Consider the following 16,414-nt stretch of genomic DNA (forward strand, 5'->3'; position numbering starts at 1 on the left):
ACAACCACGGCCTACCCCTTGCGGGTGAAACGTCGGAGTCCCCTTGCGGGGCACAATGCTCCTCGCGATTTTCCAAGGAGTACCATCATGAACGCCAACCCAACATTCCTGAACCAGACCGCTCGCGTCGACGAAGCTGCGGTACAACCCTTCGCCAATTCCTGCAAGGTGTACGTGCAAGGTTCTCGCTCCGACATCCGCGTACCGATGCGCGAAATCAGCCTGTCCGACACCCCGGCCAGCATGGGCGCAGAAAAAAACCCGCCGATTTATGTGTACGACACCTCGGGGGCATACACCGATCCGGCAGTCAGAATCGACATCCGCCAAGGGTTGCCAGCCATCCGCGCACCCTGGATCGAATCACGCGACGACACCGAGAATCTACCCGGATTGACTTCAGCTTATGGCCAAAAGCGCCTGGATGATCCCAGCCTGGCAGACATGCGCTTCAACCTGCACCGCACCCCGCGCCGCGCCAAATCCGGCATGAACGTCAGCCAGATGCACTACGCGCGCAAGGGCATCATTACCCCTGAAATGGAATTTGTCGCCATTCGCGAGAACCAGCGCCGCGACAACCTTTCCGACCTGATCACCCGTCAACACCCCGGCGAAAGTTTCGGCGCATCCATCCCAAAAATCATTACGCCGGAGTTCGTGCGCGACGAGATTGCCCGTGGCCGCGCCATCATCCCGGCCAATATCAACCATCCCGAACTCGAGCCGGTGATTCTCGGTCGCAATTTCCTCACCAAGATCAACGCCAACATAGGCAACTCCGCCCTTGCTTCCTCGATCCACGACGAAGTGGAAAAAATGGTGTGGGGCATCCGCTGGGGTGCAGACACAGTCATGGACCTATCAACTGGCAAGAACATCCATGAAACCCGCGAATGGATCATCCGCAACTCACCGGTTCCTATCGGCACCGTGCCGATCTACCAGGCGCTGGAGAAAGTAAACGGCAAGGCCGAGGATCTGACCTGGGAGATATTCCGCGACACCCTGATCGAACAGGCCGAGCAAGGTGTGGACTACTTCACCATCCACGCCGGGGTGCGACTCGCCTACGTGCCGATGACCGCCAAGCGCATGACCGGCATTGTCTCGCGTGGCGGCTCCATCCTCGCCAAATGGTGTTTAGCGCACCACAAGGAAAATTTCCTCTACACCCACTTCGAAGATATCTGCGAGATCATGAAGGTTTACGACGTCAGCTTCAGCCTCGGTGACGGCCTGCGTCCGGGTTCACTGTATGACGCCAATGACGAAGCGCAGTTCGCCGAGCTGGTAACACTGGGAGAACTCACCAAGATCGCCTGGAAGCACGATGTCCAGACCATGATCGAAGGCCCCGGCCACGTGCCGATGCACATGATCAAGGAGAACATGGAGCTCCAGCTCAAGCACTGCGAAGAAGCCCCATTCTATACGCTGGGGCCGCTCACTACCGATATCGCTCCCGGCTACGACCACATCACCTCCGGCATCGGCGCCGCCATGATCGGCTGGTATGGCTGTGCCATGCTGTGCTACGTCACGCCCAAGGAACACCTCGGCCTGCCCGATAAGGAAGACGTGCGCGTCGGCATCATCACCTACAAGATCGCCGCACACGCTGCCGACCTCGCCAAGGGCCACCCCGGAGCGCAAATCCGCGACAACGCGGTTTCAAAAGCGCGCTTCGAATTCCGCTGGGACGATCAGTTCAACCTCGGCCTCGACCCCGACAAGGCACGCGAATTCCACGACGAAACCCTGCCCAAGGACTCGGCCAAGGTCGCCCACTTCTGCTCGATGTGCGGTCCGCAATTCTGCTCGATGAAGATATCCCAGGATGTACGCGACTATGCGGCGGCTCAGGGCGTCTCTGAAAACGAGGCACTGGAAAAAGGGATGCAGGAAAAGTCGGTGGAGTTCGTAAATACCGGCGCCAAACTCTACCAGAAAGCCTGATAAATGGATTCCGTACTTCTGCTCAAAGCCCTGATCCTCGGCATCGTCGAGGGTCTCACCGAGTTCCTGCCGGTTTCCAGCACCGGTCACCTGATCCTGGTGGGCGACCTGCTCGATTTCAACGACGACAAGGGCAAAATGTTCGAGATCGTCATCCAGTTTGCGGCGATCCTCGCGGTATGCTGGGAATTCCGTTCCCGGCTGTTTGACGTTGCCTCGGGCCTGCGGAAGGGAACAGAGGAGGCCCGCCGCTTTGTGTTCAATCTGGCTGTGGCCTTCATGCCCGCAGCAATTCTCGGCCTGCTGTTCGCCAGCAAGATCAAGCAATTTCTGTTCAAGCCGGTGCCGGTAGCGTTGGCCTTCATTGTCGGGGGACTGTTGATTCTGTGGGCGGAACGACGCAAGCATGTAATCAGCGTCGAGAGGGTCGATGACATGGGTTGGCGCGATGCGCTGAAAGTCGGGCTGGCGCAGTCACTGGCACTGATCCCCGGCACCTCTCGCTCGGGTGCGACCATCATTGGCGGGCTGTTCTTCGGTCTTTCGCGCCAGGCAGCCACCGAATTTTCTTTCTTCCTGGCGATCCCGACGCTATTTGCCGCTACCGCTTACGAATTGATCAAATACCGGCACCTGCTGAATGTGGATGATCTGGGAATGTTCGCGGTGGGCGGGGTGGCCTCATTTATCAGCGCTTTCTTCGCGGTAAAGGGGTTGTTGCGCTACATCAGCCGCCACGACTTTTCTGCCTTTGCCTGGTACCGCATCGGTTTCGGCATTATCGTACTGCTGACCGCCTACACCGGTGTGGTCAGCTGGTCGGTTTCTTGATGAATCCGGCGATGTGGCCCAGCAACTCATCTTCCTGGAAAGGTTTGCCCAGGTAGGCGTTGACGCCCAGCTCCATAGCGTAGTTGCGGTGCTTTTCCGCAGTCCGCGAGGTGATCATGATGATCGGAATATGCGCAGTCTTTGGGTCGCTGCGCACATTCTTGGTCAATTCGAAACCGTCCATGCGCGGCATTTCGATATCCACCAGCATGACGTCTGGCAGAATCTCCTGCAAGTGCTGCAAGGCGTCCACGCCATCCTTGGCAGTCACCACCTGATAACCTTCCTTCGCCAGCAGACGGGTGGTGATCTTGCGCACCGTCAGGGAATCGTCGACCACCATGATGGTCGGCACAACGGCTTCCACTATCGGCACCATGGGCGCCACCGCACCGGTGGAGGGAACCTGCATAGCAATGCGCTGCACCAGCGGCGCAGGGTTGATAATCAGCGCGACCTGGCCATTACCCAGCACCGTCGCCCCTGCAACACCCGGTACGCGGGCAAGCTGCGGCCCGATATTCTTGATAACGATTTCCTGGTTGCCCAGAATCTCATCCACTTGCACTGCGACACGTTGGCTACCGCTCCTGAGCAGCAGCGTCATGGCGTAACGATGCTTCTCTGGCATCTGCTCCTGATCGCCCAGGAGTCGCGGCAGATAGAACAGCGGATAGCGGTTGTTCTGCCACTCAATCTCACCTTTCCGCTGAATCTCCTCCAATCCGGCTGTTTTGAACTCCTTAACCTGCTCCACCATCGCCGATGGCAAGGCATAAATTTTTTCGCCGGTACGTACCAATACGGCCTGTGCTACGGCAAGGGTAAGTGGCAAATAAATGCTGAAATTTGCGCCGCCATGCTCTCCGGGAACAGCCTCGACACGTCCGCCGAGACCGGCGATTTCGCTGCGCACCACATCCAGACCAACACCACGCCCGGCAACTTGGGTCACCTCCTGGGCGGTGGAAAATCCGGGCTCGAAGATCATGTCGACCAGCCGGGCGGGGGGCATATCGCTGTCTGCCTCGAGCTTGCCGATTTGGACTGCGTGTTTACGAATCGCTTCCATATTGAATCCGGCCCCATCATCCCCCAGGGTCAGCACAATTTCATTACCCTCCTGGCGCGCCTCGATGCGGATAGCCCCGGCTTCCGGCTTGCCGGCACGAATCCTGTCTGCAGCACTTTCCACGCCATGAGCGAGCGAATTCCGCAGCAGATGTTCGAATGGTGCCGTCATTTTTTCCAGCACACTTCGGTCCAGCTCCACGTCTCCGCCCTTTATCTCCAGGCTCGCCTTTTTGTCCAATTCCCTGGCTGTTTGCCGCACGATGCGATGGAGCCGATCAGTAATGCTGGATAGCGGCACCATCCGGATGTGCATCAGTTCTTGCTGCAATTCACGGTTCTGCCGTGCCTGCTGCAGCAACGCAGCATCGGCTTCACCCAAACTCTTCAGCAAGCTCTGCTGCACCGTAGCGACGTCGTTTACGCTCTCGGCCAGGAAGCGGGTCAACTCCTGAAAACGGGTAAATCGGTCGAACTCAAGCGGATCGAACGTCTCTGCAACGCCGCCGGTCTGATTTGCCTGGGACTGCATCCGGCTTTCCGCCTGGATTTCAATTTCGCGCACCTGGTTGCGCAGGCGGATGACGTTTTCCGTCAACTCTAGCAACGACTGCTTGAAGCCCTGCATCTCGCCTTCGACACGGGAGCGCGCAATGCTGATCTCACCCGCTTCGTTGACCAGCCGGTCCAGAATATCTGCACGCACCCGCAAATGTTGCGCGCCAGGTTTTACCGATGATGGAAGCGGCTGGATATCCGGTTGACCCGCCTCGATTTCCGCAGATATTGGAGCTTCTGGCCCAGCCTGCAGGCGGTCCAGCAAGTCGCCGATCTTGTCAAAATAGGTGAAGAGTTCATCGAACAAGGAGGCAGCCGGAGCCCCTGCCTCCGTTGAATCAACCACCCGGGTTTCCATGTTGTGTACCAGGTCACCCAACTGCAACGCGCCGGCCATACGGGCACTGCCCTTGAAGGTATGCAGCGACCTCTGCAGATCTTGCGGCGTCTGCCCGTCCGCAGGTTTCTCCCGCCAAGTACGTACCTGAGTACCAACCAGCGGATACAGGTCCTGCGCTTCCTCCAGAAACAGGGGCAGGATATCCAAATCGATGTCATCGCGGGATGTCGGCATCGGCACCTCAAACGCCGCTGTCCGAACCACTTCGGCTCGCCTCTCCACCTCGGGGAATGAGGCAATTGGCTCCACGATTTCGGCTGGCTTCACGAATGCTGCTGTCGCGCGCCCTGCCAGAGCCGATGATGCGGCCTTTTCGCCGTCCGCACGCGATTTTTTAACCAACGCTTGCAGCGAACGCACTACCTGCTTTGCCGGTTTCGGCATTTTTTGGTCTTCGACCGTCTGCACCATCTTATTCAGCGCGATGACGGCGTCACCGGTCACTTTGACCTGCTTCCCATTGGCCGGCCGTGGGTGCTCCAGCATTTCCCTGAGCCATTCCTCCAGTTCAAAACTAAGCTGGGCCGATGCCGGAAATCCCACGGTGCGGGAAATGCCGCACAGGGTATGGGCTGCGCGCATGAAATCTTCCCGAATCGGCATGTCCGGCTGATCTTCCAGACGCGCCAGTTCTTCCCGCAGAACCGCAACCCGCTGCTTGGCTTCGCTCATGAAAATGTCGAAAAGCGCACTCGGCAGGGTGACATCGCCAATCACAATCTCGGATTCTGGCAACAACTCAGGTGCTATCTCGTCCGCCCCCAAATCAGGGACCACAGAAGTATGCTCCTCAATGACTGGCGCCTCTATTTCATCCTTTTCAATGGCTTCGAAGGTAGGCTGGCTAATTTCTTCATCCAGCTCCGGAGCTTCAAGCATAATCTCTTCAGCAGGCAACGCTTCTGCCCCTGGAGATTCTTCAACAGCAGGTGCAGCCATTTCGGAAGCCGCTTCTTCGATGAAATCGAAGTCCATAACCGGCAAACTGATTTCCTCGACCGGCTCGACAGTTTCCGTCACCGCCTCTTCAGGCTGCGGTTCGAAGGTGAGAGGCTCTTCCATGACTGGAATGCCAATTTCGGCTGTACCCTCCTCAACCACATCGAAGCTTGGCAAGCTAATTTCTTCCGCGGGTTCAGAAGACTCCTCTGCGGGAGCGAGTTCCTCCTCGACGGCAGCTGGCATTGCACTGACCTGCGGCACAACTTCAGCCATTTCCTCACAGCTCTTTAACTGCTCTGCCGAGGCCATCAGGGCATCGGCCTCGACAACCACCGAGCCTTTGCTCTGCAGTTGCCCCACCCATTGCCCGAACGCAGTGCATGCCTGCTCGATAAAATTCAGCAGTGCGGGTGTTGCGCCTCTCTCATCCTGCAGCCATTTGTTCATCACCTGTTCGACCGCCCATGCAACCTCCCCCAGATCCGTCAGACCGACCATGCGTCCACTGCCTTTCAGGGTGTGAAAGCCACGACGGATCGTGTTTAGGGCCTCGCGGTCGCGAGGCTGCTCATGGCAGGCCTGCAAATTCTCGCTGACAGTAGCCAGTACCTCGGTCGCTTCTTCCAGGTAAATCTCGAGCATTTCCGCGTCGACCGCTTCCTCGGAGGCGTCCAGCAAACGTTCGGTTTCTTGCGATGGCGCTACGGGTATTTTGGTCTCGACCAGGGCAGCAACCGCGCTCGCCAGCCCGGGAGCGGGCACTCCCTGCTCTTCATCGAGCAGACGCCTCGCTGTGGCGGCCTGTTCCTTCAGTTCCAAATCAGCCACCAGATCGGCGTCATGAGCCAGTCCGTTCAGCGATTTTTCCAGCTTCTGGCGTGCTGCCAAATCCTCGGGGTTAGCCTGCCACTCCTGGAAGCTTTCCTGCGCCAGTTGTTTTTGCTTATACAGACTGGCTTCGATACTTTCATCCGCACGAGTTTCCTCGATTTCTTCTTGAGGTGCAGCCGTTTTTTCCTCCGGCTCTCCCGTCAGGCGAGACAGAGTCCGGCTAATAATATTTTCCGCATCTGCACGTCCATACTGAACTTCTTCGATGTAAAAACCCAGGCTGCTCAGGCCTTCAGCCACCCCCTCCAGCTCCTGCGGGCTCGGCTCATAAGCTGGATCGGCAAAGCGCTGGATACTGGAATGGCAGATACCAAGCAGCTTGTCCGCCTTTCCAAGGTCGAGAATTGTCAGGGCACCGGATATCTGCTTCAGGACGGATTCGAGAGAGGGAATACCCTCGCGCTTGGTCGTGTCCCTGAAGAACACATCCAGCACTTCCTCAATCCGTCGCAGATTTACCTGAATTTCATGCGCAACCTGAGCCAACAGGAGTTTTTCCTGGGCTTTGCGGCTGATGTCGCCAAGGTGCGGGATTCCCGCTGCATCGATTTCCTCCGGGCGGCCACTTAAAACAGCCGACATACGCTTGGTCTGGATTTCCAGCTGCGTTGCCATTTCATCATTGAACTGGGCAAAGTTTTCCAGCACATTCTCCGCCAGCAGCAGAGCCGTAGCCACTTCTATCGCTAGTATTTCCCCGGCACTGTCCTGCCCCGGTTGAGTTGCTGCGAGCGCTTGCGTCTGCAAGAGCAGACCATGCAAAGGGCGGTTATCCAGCACCAGACTTTTTTCTACCAGCCGACCTAAGGGCTCCTGCAAATTTTTCAGGCTTTCTTTATGGCCCGTTGTGAATTTCAACCACAACTCCTTGACCGGCGTCAGCAGCTCCTTCAGTTCCCGAAGCAGGGGCTGGAGCCGAGTTGCATCGACCGCTGCAGCAGTGGCCGCCTGCGGCAAACAGCTATCCAGATCGAATGCATGCTTGACCTGCTTGATCCGCTCGCTCACCGGCTGACTACATGCCACCCGGTATAGCAGATCGCGCAGCAGGTGTTCCGCCACCTTGGACGAGGATTCTGCCAGCTTGCGAATCTGCTGATCAATCCTGCCAAGCAGGCGCTTGGCTTCGAAGTCGGGACTCAAACCCTTGTTGAGCAAACCTTCTATCAGAGCCCCCGCGGACCACCAGAAGGTTCGTTGCGCCGGCAAGCTCTGAGCTCGTTCGATGACCAGCAATGCCTCGCGCATCGCCTCCATTCCCGCCGGGTCGCCCGGCGTGCGAAGGAATTTAAGCAGCCCCCCCTGAAAGCGCGCACGCTCAGCCTTGGCCAGCACTTGCAGTTCGGCCTCACTCACTGGCTTCGCATTGACATCCTTCGGTGCGCGCGCGGACAGATCCGGGAAAAACAAGTCGCTTTCGGCAAAATCCGAGGAGTTACGTGCCTGGCGCAAACTTTTATACACAGGGTAGAGCCTGAGCGGCACATCCGGCTCGCCATCAAGCAGACTGGAGAGATACTTGGAGAGCGCAGCAATGGCCTGGTTAAGGACTTCGATATTGGCGGCGGATGGAGTAACCTCCTGCTTCTCCAGAGCGGCCACCAGCTTTTCGATTTCACCGCTAACGCGCGCAGCCCCTTCCAGGCCGACCATCAGGATGGCGCCGTTCACCTGATGCAGGTGAGTCAGGCAATAGCGTAGCGGAGAAAGATCGTCGGGGTTGCCAAAGAATCCCGCCAGATTCTGCTTGGCCTGGTCCAATGCCTGGTCGATTTCGCCTTTGACCCAGCTCAGTGGGCCGATGTCCAACTCGGTGGCCATGCTCTTCGATTACCTATGCAAGTTTGAAACCTGCCACCGAGCCTTTCAGCTCGGCAGCCAGTTCGGTCAACTGACCAACAGAAGCGGCGGTCTGCTTGGTACCGTCCGTAGTCTGGTTGGTAATGTTCTGAATATCCTGCATGTTCGTTGCCACTTTGCTAGCGGCCTCCGCCTGCGCCTGGGTCGCTCTGGAGATAGTATCGATCAGATCCGCCAGGCTGCGCGTAACCCGCTCGATCTCGGACAGAGCCTGGCCCGCCGCATCTGACAGCTTGGCGCCTTCCACCACACCCTGAGTACTCTGCTCCATAGCTGCCACCGCATCGTGGGTATCGGTCTGAATGGTCTTCACAATCGCGCCGATCTGTTTGGTTGCCTCGCCCGAACGTTCCGCCAACCGCTGCACCTCTTCCGCCACCACGGTGAAGCCGCGCCCCGCCTCACCGGCGGAAGCCGCTTGAATCGCCGCGTTCAGTGCCAGAATGTTGGTTTGTTCGGTAATGTCGGAAATCAGCTCCACGATCTCGCTAATCTCCTGGGAGCTTTCACCCAGCCGCTTGATCCGTTTTGCCGTTTCCTGAATCTGGCCGCGAATCTCGTTCATGCCGGCAATGGAGTTTTGCACCGCCACGGCACCCTTGTCCGCGGCCTGCAGGGATTGCTGCGCCACTTTCGCCGACTCGGCTGCGTTGGCAGACACCTCGTTAATGGAGTCCGCCATCTGCAGCACCGCAGTACTGGTTTCCTCAATTTCACGCGACTGCTTTTCCGAAGCCTGCAGCAGATGCTCGGAGGTGCCCTGCGCCTCTTGGGAAGCGCGTGCCACCTGCTCTGTCGCCTTGTTCACCCCGACCACCAGCGATCGCAACTCGTCAATTGCGTAGTTGATCGAGTCCGCGATAGCGCCGGTGATATCCTCGGTCACTCGCGCCCTCACGGTCAGGTCACCTTCCGCCAGATCGCCCATTTCATTGAGCAGCCGCAGAATCGCCTCCTGGTTTCGTTTGTTTTCCTGCTCGCTGATGGCCGCCTTACGCTTGGCATCATCCAGCATCACCTTTGAAAAGAGTACGGCAAGCAATAATGCAGAGCTGCCAAAGATGACGGTCAGCAATGCTTCCAGCACACCGCTGCTGGCATTCTTGTTGTAACTCTCAGTCAGCTTGCTGGAGAAGTCCAGCATCTTGTCGCCATCTTTAAACAAGGAACGCTGAGCATTTTTTGCCTCAACCAGACCCTTAATTTCTTTCAGGATATTATCGACGTGGACCGCAAAATCCCGGAACGTATCATTAATTTCTTCCAGTGTTTTCCTCGCCTCTAGATCCTTAACGGAACCCAGGTGCAGTTCGTCACTCCCGTTCAGCAAGCCCGCCACAATCTTCCTGTAAGCACTGATATCCTGGCCCAATGCAAGAGCGTTTTCCGGATCGATATTGGCACTCGACTGCAAGGCATTGGCAACCTTCACAATCCGCTCTGCCAGCATCCCTAACTCCCGGGCAGCAGCAGCCTCCCGCGCTCCAGTACCCGACTGAAGCACCCGGCTCGATAGTTGCTCGGATAATTCAAGCAAGGTCTCGTCACTGGCATTAATACCCATAACACTGTTACTCAATACCGCCAGCTTTTTCTCCTGGGTTAGAATCTGGCTGATGTCTGTACGCATTTTAGCCCACAGCTTGTTCATCTCTTGCAGCAGGGGTTGGACAGCGGACGATGATGCGAGCACACCATCACCACCCTGGGTCAGATTTTTGATGTCTCTAGAAAAGCCCTGGTCGGCTTCTTTCAACTGGGCAAAAGCGACAGGACTACCCTGCGCCGCCTGTTGTGCGCCCTTCGCGATCCGTTGCGACAACATCTGCATTTCTGTCGAAATACTTGTATGCTGATTCAGGATATACAGGTTCGCACCGTACCAGACCAGCGGAGAAAAAGAGAAAAGCACAGCAACGGCCCACGCGGAACCCAGTATCTTCAACTGCTGCTTCATGGGTTTTTCGCCGATAAGCGGCAGTGGCTGCCCCGTATCGCCGACCATCTTCTGGAGGCCTTTCATCACCAAGGTGGTATTCAGCCCCAACTTCGTCGTCGGTCCGGTCGGAGCAGCCTGTCCAGGCTTCCCCTTGAAAAAGTTGAAACTTGGCAACTTGAATCCCATGCTTAAATCTCCATCCCTAGTTTTATTTGCAACTCACAGAAATGATCGTTCATAGTACCCGTCGAACACTCTTATGACAGGCCCACATTCAAGAACTGGGCGTGACCGGTCAATACCTGCATGTTCAGTTCCTGCCACCTCCGTCCGGTTTCATCATGATATTCGGCAGCAACCCAGAGCGGAGCCTCCCCATCTATTTCCACCCGTTGCATTTTCTCGGGATTGCGCAATCCCAGCATGCGGCTGACGACGATTCCGCAATTGACAGAAAATTTCTGGTGGACCAGAAGCAGGCGACAATCCACTCCAAATTGTGTTGGTATGCCGCCGAGAAAATGGGAAAAATCAACAATGCTATAGAGATTGCCGCGAAAATTAGCCACACCGCAAAACCATGACTGCGCCAGGGGGACGGGCGTCAGCTTTGGAATAGGCAACGCCTCGCTGATATCGGAAAGATTGACCAGCCAGAATTGCGAGCCAATCTGGACACCCAGCTTGGAGGGGTTGGCCTTATCGCTAGATGCCAAGCTCTGCAGCTTGGCCATCACGCTCTCATGAAATGCTCGCAGGCTGATTTTTCTTGCCATCTGCTATCCTTGTAAGCTCCAAGCAACGTACGTTGACATGGAGATCAACCGAGTGCCGTAATTTTTTTCAGCAGTTCATCCTGGTTCACCGGTTTAACGATGTAATCCTTCGCGCCCTGCCGCATTCCCCATACCTTATCGGTTTCCTGCCCCTTGGTGGTGCACATGATGACAGGAATATGCTTGGTTTCTTCATCCTTGGAGATTGCCCGTGTCGCCTGGAAGCCATTCAGGCCCGGCATCACCACATCCATGATGATCAGATCAGGCTTTTCCTGCTTGGCCTTGGTGATTGCCTCCTCGCCACTTTCGGCGGTAACCACCTGGTAGCCCTGTTTAGTCAGCAAGCCACCAAGAAAAAATCTTTCGGTAGGCGAATCATCCACGACCATAATCTTATTGATAGCCATTTGTTCCCTCTCTAGCTGACACTGCGCTGAGCCATGTACTGACCCACGGTTTTAAGCAGACTTTCCTTGGTAAAAGGTTTGGTCAAATACTCATCGGATCCCACCATCCTGCCTCGAGCGCGGTCGAACAAACCATCCTTGCTGGATAGCATGATAACGGGAGTGACTTTGAATTTTGGGTTTTTCTTGATCAGCGCACAAGTCTGGTAGCCATCCAGGCGCGGCATCATGATGTCAACGAAAATGACATCGGGTTGGTGATCGGCAATCTTGGATAGAGCGTCAAACCCATCTTCTGCGAGGATAACCTCACAACCGGCCTTCACCAGAAAAATCTCGGCACTGCGGCGAATGGTATTACTGTCATCAATCACCATCACCTTGGTTCCCGCAAGGGTTTGTGTTTCTCCGCTCACTCGCCTCCTCCAAGCTTTTTATTACCCAAGACTATCCACCCTGTCCGGGTAATGGTATCAGCCTTTGAGTTTATATGAAGACACTATTTTGGAGCATTGTATAATAAATTCTCTTCAGGTAAAGCGCCTTACCATAACTCATTCGGCAAAATGCCGGGAATCTCCATGTCAATTTAGGTTAAGATACTGTCTTTCGATCAACCTCTACCACCGTAGGTACCACTCGATTTTTTCCAGCATGACAATGTCCGTACTCATGGCAAACACGCGCGAAACACCCCCGATCGTCCTTACTTTTGCCGCTTCCGATCCGAGTGGGGGCGCCGGCCTGCAAGCTGACATCCTGACCTTATCCAGCATGGGATGCCATCCCCTGTCAGTGGTCACCGCCATCACGGTGCAAGACACCTTGGGCGTGGAGGACGTGATGGCCATGGAGGCCGAATGGGTTGCCGACCAGGCGCGCTGCGTACTGGAAGACATGCCGGTGGGGGTTTTCAAGGTTGGCCTGATCGGCAGCGTTGAAAATGTTGCCGCCATTGCCGAGGTGGTTGCTGATTACCCGGATATCCCGCTGATATTGGATCCGGTACTAGCCTCTGGCCGGGGAGACGAGTTGGCTGGCGATGACATACTCACTGCCTTGCAGGAAATGCTCATCCCCCAAACCACCCTGCTCACGCCCAACAGCCTGGAAGCAAGGCGTATCGCACAGCTCGATGACGATGATGGTGATGCCGAACCCGATCTCGCCGAATGTGCCCGGCGCATAATCGAAATGGGCTGCGAATTCGTGCTGATTACCGGCACCCATGAAAACACACCCCAAGTGGTAAATACCCTCTACGGCGAAAGCGGCGTGTTGCGTAGCGACAGCTGGTCCCGTCTGCCCGGCAGCTACCACGGGTCGGGCTGCACCCTGGCCTCAGCGATCGCCGCCTCGATCGCCCACGGCCTGGATATTCCGGAAGCGGTGAAGGAGGCGCAGGAATTCACCTGGCAAGCATTGAAAGCCGGCTTCCACCCGGGCATGGGGCAAAACATTCCCGACCGTCTTTTCTGGGCGCGAGAGGAAGAAGATGCCGCCCGCGATTAGCGGCCTGTATGCCATCACCCCCGAGTGCGCCGACACCGAAGGTCTGGTGCAACAGGTCAGACAGGCCTTGTCCGGCGGTGCTCACCTGGTGCAATACCGCAACAAGGGGGGCGATGTTGGATTGCGCCACGAGCAGGCCAGCGAATTATTAGCGCTGTGCAAACAATTCCATGTACCGCTGATCATCAATGACGACATTCGCCTCACCGACCTGACCGGAGCGGACGGGGTACATCTGGGCAAGGACGACGGCGGTGTGCGTGAAGCCCGGCTGATCCTCGGCCCGGATAAAATCATCGGCGTATCTTGTTATAATGACTTGCAACGGGCGCTCGATGCCGAAGCCCATGGCGCAAATTATGTTGCCTTCGGCAGTTTCTTCCCGTCGCCGACCAAACCCGACGCGGCTGCGGCACCTTTAACTCTTTTGCACGAAGCTAAACGGAGCCTGAACATACCGCTCGTTGCCATCGGCGGCATTACCGCGGATAACGTCACCCCCCTGATCGAAGCCGGCACCGACGCCGTGGCTGTTATCTCTGCGCTATTCGACAGCGATGATATCAGGGCTGCCGCCAGCCGTTTTGCCGTGTTATTCGAAAAATCAATCCACCATACATTGCACTAAGGTAATAACCATGACCTCACGCAACCAGCAGCTTTTCGAGAAATCCCAGCAGTTCATCCCCGGTGGCGTCAATTCGCCTGTACGCGCTTTCGGCTCGGTCGGCGGCACGCCGGTGTTTTTCAAGCGCGGCGCAGGTGCCACCGTCTGGGATGAGGATGGCCAGGCGTATATCGATTACGTCGGCTCCTGGGGACCAATGATCCTCGGCCACGCCCACCCCGAGGTGATCAAGGCTGTGCAGGAAACCGCCGCCAATGGCTTGAGCTTCGGCGCGCCCACCGCGCTGGAACTGGAAATGGCCGAAGCTTTGTGCACGCTGCTACCCGGCATGGATCAGGTACGCCTGGTCAGCTCCGGCACCGAGGCCACCATGAGCGCCATCCGCCTGGCGCGGGGATACACCGGCCGCTCCAAGATCATCAAGTTCGAAGGCTGTTACCACGGCCACGCCGACTCACTACTGGTCAAGGCCGGCTCTGGCGCACTCACCTTCGGCCAACCCAGCTCCGGCGGAGTGCCGGCAGAAACTGCGGCGCATACCCTGGTGCTGGCCTACAACGACAGCGCCGCACTGGTAGAAACTTTCGGGAAAATCGGCAACGAAATTGCCGCAGTGATCGTTGAACCGGTGGCCGGCAACATGAACCTGGTCGCACCCAAGCCCGAGTTCCTCAAGGCGCTGCGCGAACTGTGCACCCGGCACGGCAGCGTACTGATTTTCGACGAAGTGATGACCGGTTTCCGCGTTGGGCCGAAGTGCGCCCAAGGCCTGTTCGGCATCGTTCCCGACCTGACCACGCTCGGCAAGGTGATCGGTGGCGGCATGCCGGTCGGGGCATTCGGTGGCCGCCGCGACATCATGCAGAAGCTCGCTCCGCTTGGCCCCGTCTACCAGGCAGGCACCCTGTCCGGCAATCCGGTGGCGGTAGCGGCAGGGCTGACCACGCTCAGGCTGGTGCAGGCCCCGGGCTTCTACGACAGACTGGCTGCAGCAACCCACAAGCTAATCGATGGCCTGACCGCGGCAGCCAAGAAGCATAGAGTAACTTTTTCGGCACAGTCCGTCGGCGGCATGTTCGGCGTCTACTTCCGTGCCACGCCCCCGACCAGCTATGCCGAAGTGATGGAATGCGACAAGACCGCCTTCAATCATTTCTTCCACGCCATGCTGGATAAAGGCATCTATCTTGCGCCTTCCGCATTCGAGGCAGGATTCGTTTCGGCTGCCCACACCGACGTGGAAATCGGGAAAACCTTGCAAGCCGCAGACGAAGTGTTTGGGGAAATGTCCCGGCTTTGACGATACCAGCTCATGCCTCTTGCTACGATTACACCGACTACCGATTAAGCGGTGCCGCAATCCGATCATCACCAAATACAAGGCGGGAAACAGGACTTCGTGCCGGTGCAGTGATGTATGAGAGAAGTCATACCATAAGGTGATCAAGTCAATGCTTCGTGGTTTGTGGCATAGCCCCCCTTGAAGTGAACCTCTGCACGCCACACATAGCAGGTCTGTGTATAGTATTTTGCTCTCGAACTCCGATATAATTAAACTTAGTCTAAATTGAGGAATGCACCATGCGTCCGGCCCAACTCTCCATCATTCTGGATCGCGAATTTCTTAGCGCCCAGGATGGGCATCACACACCCGTCATGTTATGGGGTCCCCCGGGCGTGGGAAAATCCCAGATCATCGCTCAGGTTGCGGCACGCCACGGCGTACCGATGATAGATATACGACTGTCGCAAATGGAGCCCTCCGACCTGCGCGGCATCCCATTTCGAATCGAGGATCGTGTTGAATGGGCGATCCCCTCGATGCTGCCCGATACCAAGAGGCATGGTCCTCAAGGCATCCTGTTTCTGGATGAAATCACCTCGGCCCCGCCCAGTGTTTCCGCGGCAGCCTACCAGCTGATTCTCGATCGACGCCTGGGCGCCTATCAAATCCCGGAAAGCTGGGCGATTTTTGCTGCCGGCAACCGTCAGGGCGACCGTGGCGTCACCTATACCATGCCGGCACCGCTGGCCAACCGATTTTCTCATTTCGAGGTTGAGGCCAATCTCGACGACTGGGTCGCCTGGGCTTACGCCAACAAAATCGACGAGCGCCTGATCGGCTTTCTGCGCTTTCGTCCCGAACTGCTGTTCGATTTTGACCCGGCGCACAACCCCGTCGCCTTCCCCAGCCCGCGTTCGTGGGAATTTTCCCACCGCGCACTGCAAAAATTCGGCGATCACCCGGAGTTATTGCTGCCCACTCTGCAAGCCTGCGTCGGCCCGGCAGCCGGCCTTGAACTCAACGCCTTCATCGAAAATCTCGACCGGATGCCGGATCTGGACGCGATCCTGCGCGGCGAAGAAGTCGCCGTACCGCGCGAAATAGACCTGCAGTATGCCGTCGCCTCCGCCCTGGTAGGACGGGCGATCCGCGCCAAAAGTAACGCCAATGCCCGCGATATTTACGGCCACATCCTCGACTACGCCAGCCGTTTCCCGCTCAAGGAAATGGGCATCATGCTGGTGTCCGACATGCACCGCGCCGTCGGCCAGAACCTGTTCGCCGTACCCCAGTTCTCCAAGTGGGCGAATGCCGTCTCTGACCTGATGCTGTACGAAATGTAAGGTCACCGT

11 protein-coding genes are annotated in these 16,414 nt (G+C 57.0%); 6 read left to right on the forward strand and 5 right to left on the reverse strand.

Annotated features, from left to right (window positions below; translation table 11 throughout):
- Positions 1–87: 87 nt before the first annotated feature.
- Together thiC and SCT_RS01030 are read left to right on the forward strand one after the other, a co-directional pair.
- The gene (gene thiC / locus SCT_RS01025; RefSeq protein WP_059417899.1) at positions 88–1,959 is read left to right on the forward strand and encodes a phosphomethylpyrimidine synthase ThiC; all 1,872 of its coding nucleotides are present in this window, start codon (positions 88–90) and stop codon (positions 1,957–1,959) included.
- Positions 1,960–1,962: 3 nt separating this feature from the next.
- A complete protein-coding gene (locus SCT_RS01030; protein ID WP_059417902.1) occupies positions 1,963–2,790 on the forward strand; it encodes an undecaprenyl-diphosphate phosphatase in 828 nt (275 codons plus the stop codon).
- Here SCT_RS01030 and SCT_RS01035 read toward each other — a convergent pair.
- From SCT_RS01035 to SCT_RS01055, 5 genes are all read right to left on the reverse strand, one after another.
- Positions 2,771–8,473, reverse strand: coding sequence for an Hpt domain-containing protein (locus SCT_RS01035; protein ID WP_059417904.1), 5,703 nt, complete (start codon positions 8,471–8,473; stop codon positions 2,771–2,773). The genes SCT_RS01030 and SCT_RS01035 overlap by 20 nt on opposite strands.
- A 13-nt stretch (positions 8,474–8,486) precedes the next feature.
- A complete protein-coding gene (locus tag SCT_RS01040) occupies positions 8,487–10,637 on the reverse strand; it encodes a methyl-accepting chemotaxis protein (RefSeq protein ID WP_059417906.1) in 2,151 nt (716 codons plus the stop codon).
- 71 nt (positions 10,638–10,708) lie between these two features.
- Positions 10,709–11,227, reverse strand: a complete 519-nt coding sequence (locus SCT_RS01045) for a chemotaxis protein CheW (protein WP_059417908.1) — start codon at positions 11,225–11,227, stop codon at positions 10,709–10,711.
- Between the two features lie 44 nt (positions 11,228–11,271).
- Complete coding sequence (locus SCT_RS01050; protein ID WP_059417910.1) at positions 11,272–11,637, reverse strand: PleD family two-component system response regulator; 366 nt, start codon at positions 11,635–11,637, stop codon at positions 11,272–11,274.
- 11 nt (positions 11,638–11,648) lie between these two features.
- On the reverse strand, positions 11,649–12,014 hold the full coding sequence (locus tag SCT_RS01055; protein WP_059418284.1) for a PleD family two-component system response regulator: 366 nt from the start codon (positions 12,012–12,014) through the stop codon (positions 11,649–11,651).
- 295 nt (positions 12,015–12,309) lie between these two features.
- Here SCT_RS01055 and SCT_RS01060 point away from each other — a divergent pair, with 295 nt between their 5' ends.
- From SCT_RS01060 to SCT_RS01075, 4 genes are all read left to right on the forward strand, one after another.
- Positions 12,310–13,149, forward strand: a complete 840-nt coding sequence (locus SCT_RS01060) for a hydroxymethylpyrimidine/phosphomethylpyrimidine kinase (protein WP_059418289.1) — start codon at positions 12,310–12,312, stop codon at positions 13,147–13,149.
- Positions 13,133–13,777: a thiamine phosphate synthase gene (gene thiE / locus SCT_RS01065; RefSeq protein ID WP_059417918.1), complete on the forward strand. Its 645-nt coding sequence runs from the start codon at positions 13,133–13,135 to the stop codon at positions 13,775–13,777. The genes SCT_RS01060 and thiE overlap by 17 nt, the downstream gene beginning before the upstream one ends.
- Positions 13,778–13,787: 10 nt before the next feature.
- Positions 13,788–15,077: a glutamate-1-semialdehyde 2,1-aminomutase gene (gene hemL / locus SCT_RS01070; protein WP_059417920.1), complete on the forward strand. Its 1,290-nt coding sequence runs from the start codon at positions 13,788–13,790 to the stop codon at positions 15,075–15,077.
- Between the two features lie 281 nt (positions 15,078–15,358).
- Positions 15,359–16,405 (forward strand): AAA family ATPase, encoded by a 1,047-nt coding sequence (locus SCT_RS01075; protein ID WP_059417922.1) that lies wholly within the window; start codon positions 15,359–15,361, stop codon positions 16,403–16,405.
- Positions 16,406–16,414 lie beyond the last annotated feature (9 nt).

It is taken from the genome of Sulfuricella sp. T08 (assembly GCF_000971475.1).
Taxonomy (GTDB): domain Bacteria; phylum Pseudomonadota; class Gammaproteobacteria; order Burkholderiales; family Sulfuricellaceae; genus Sulfuricella.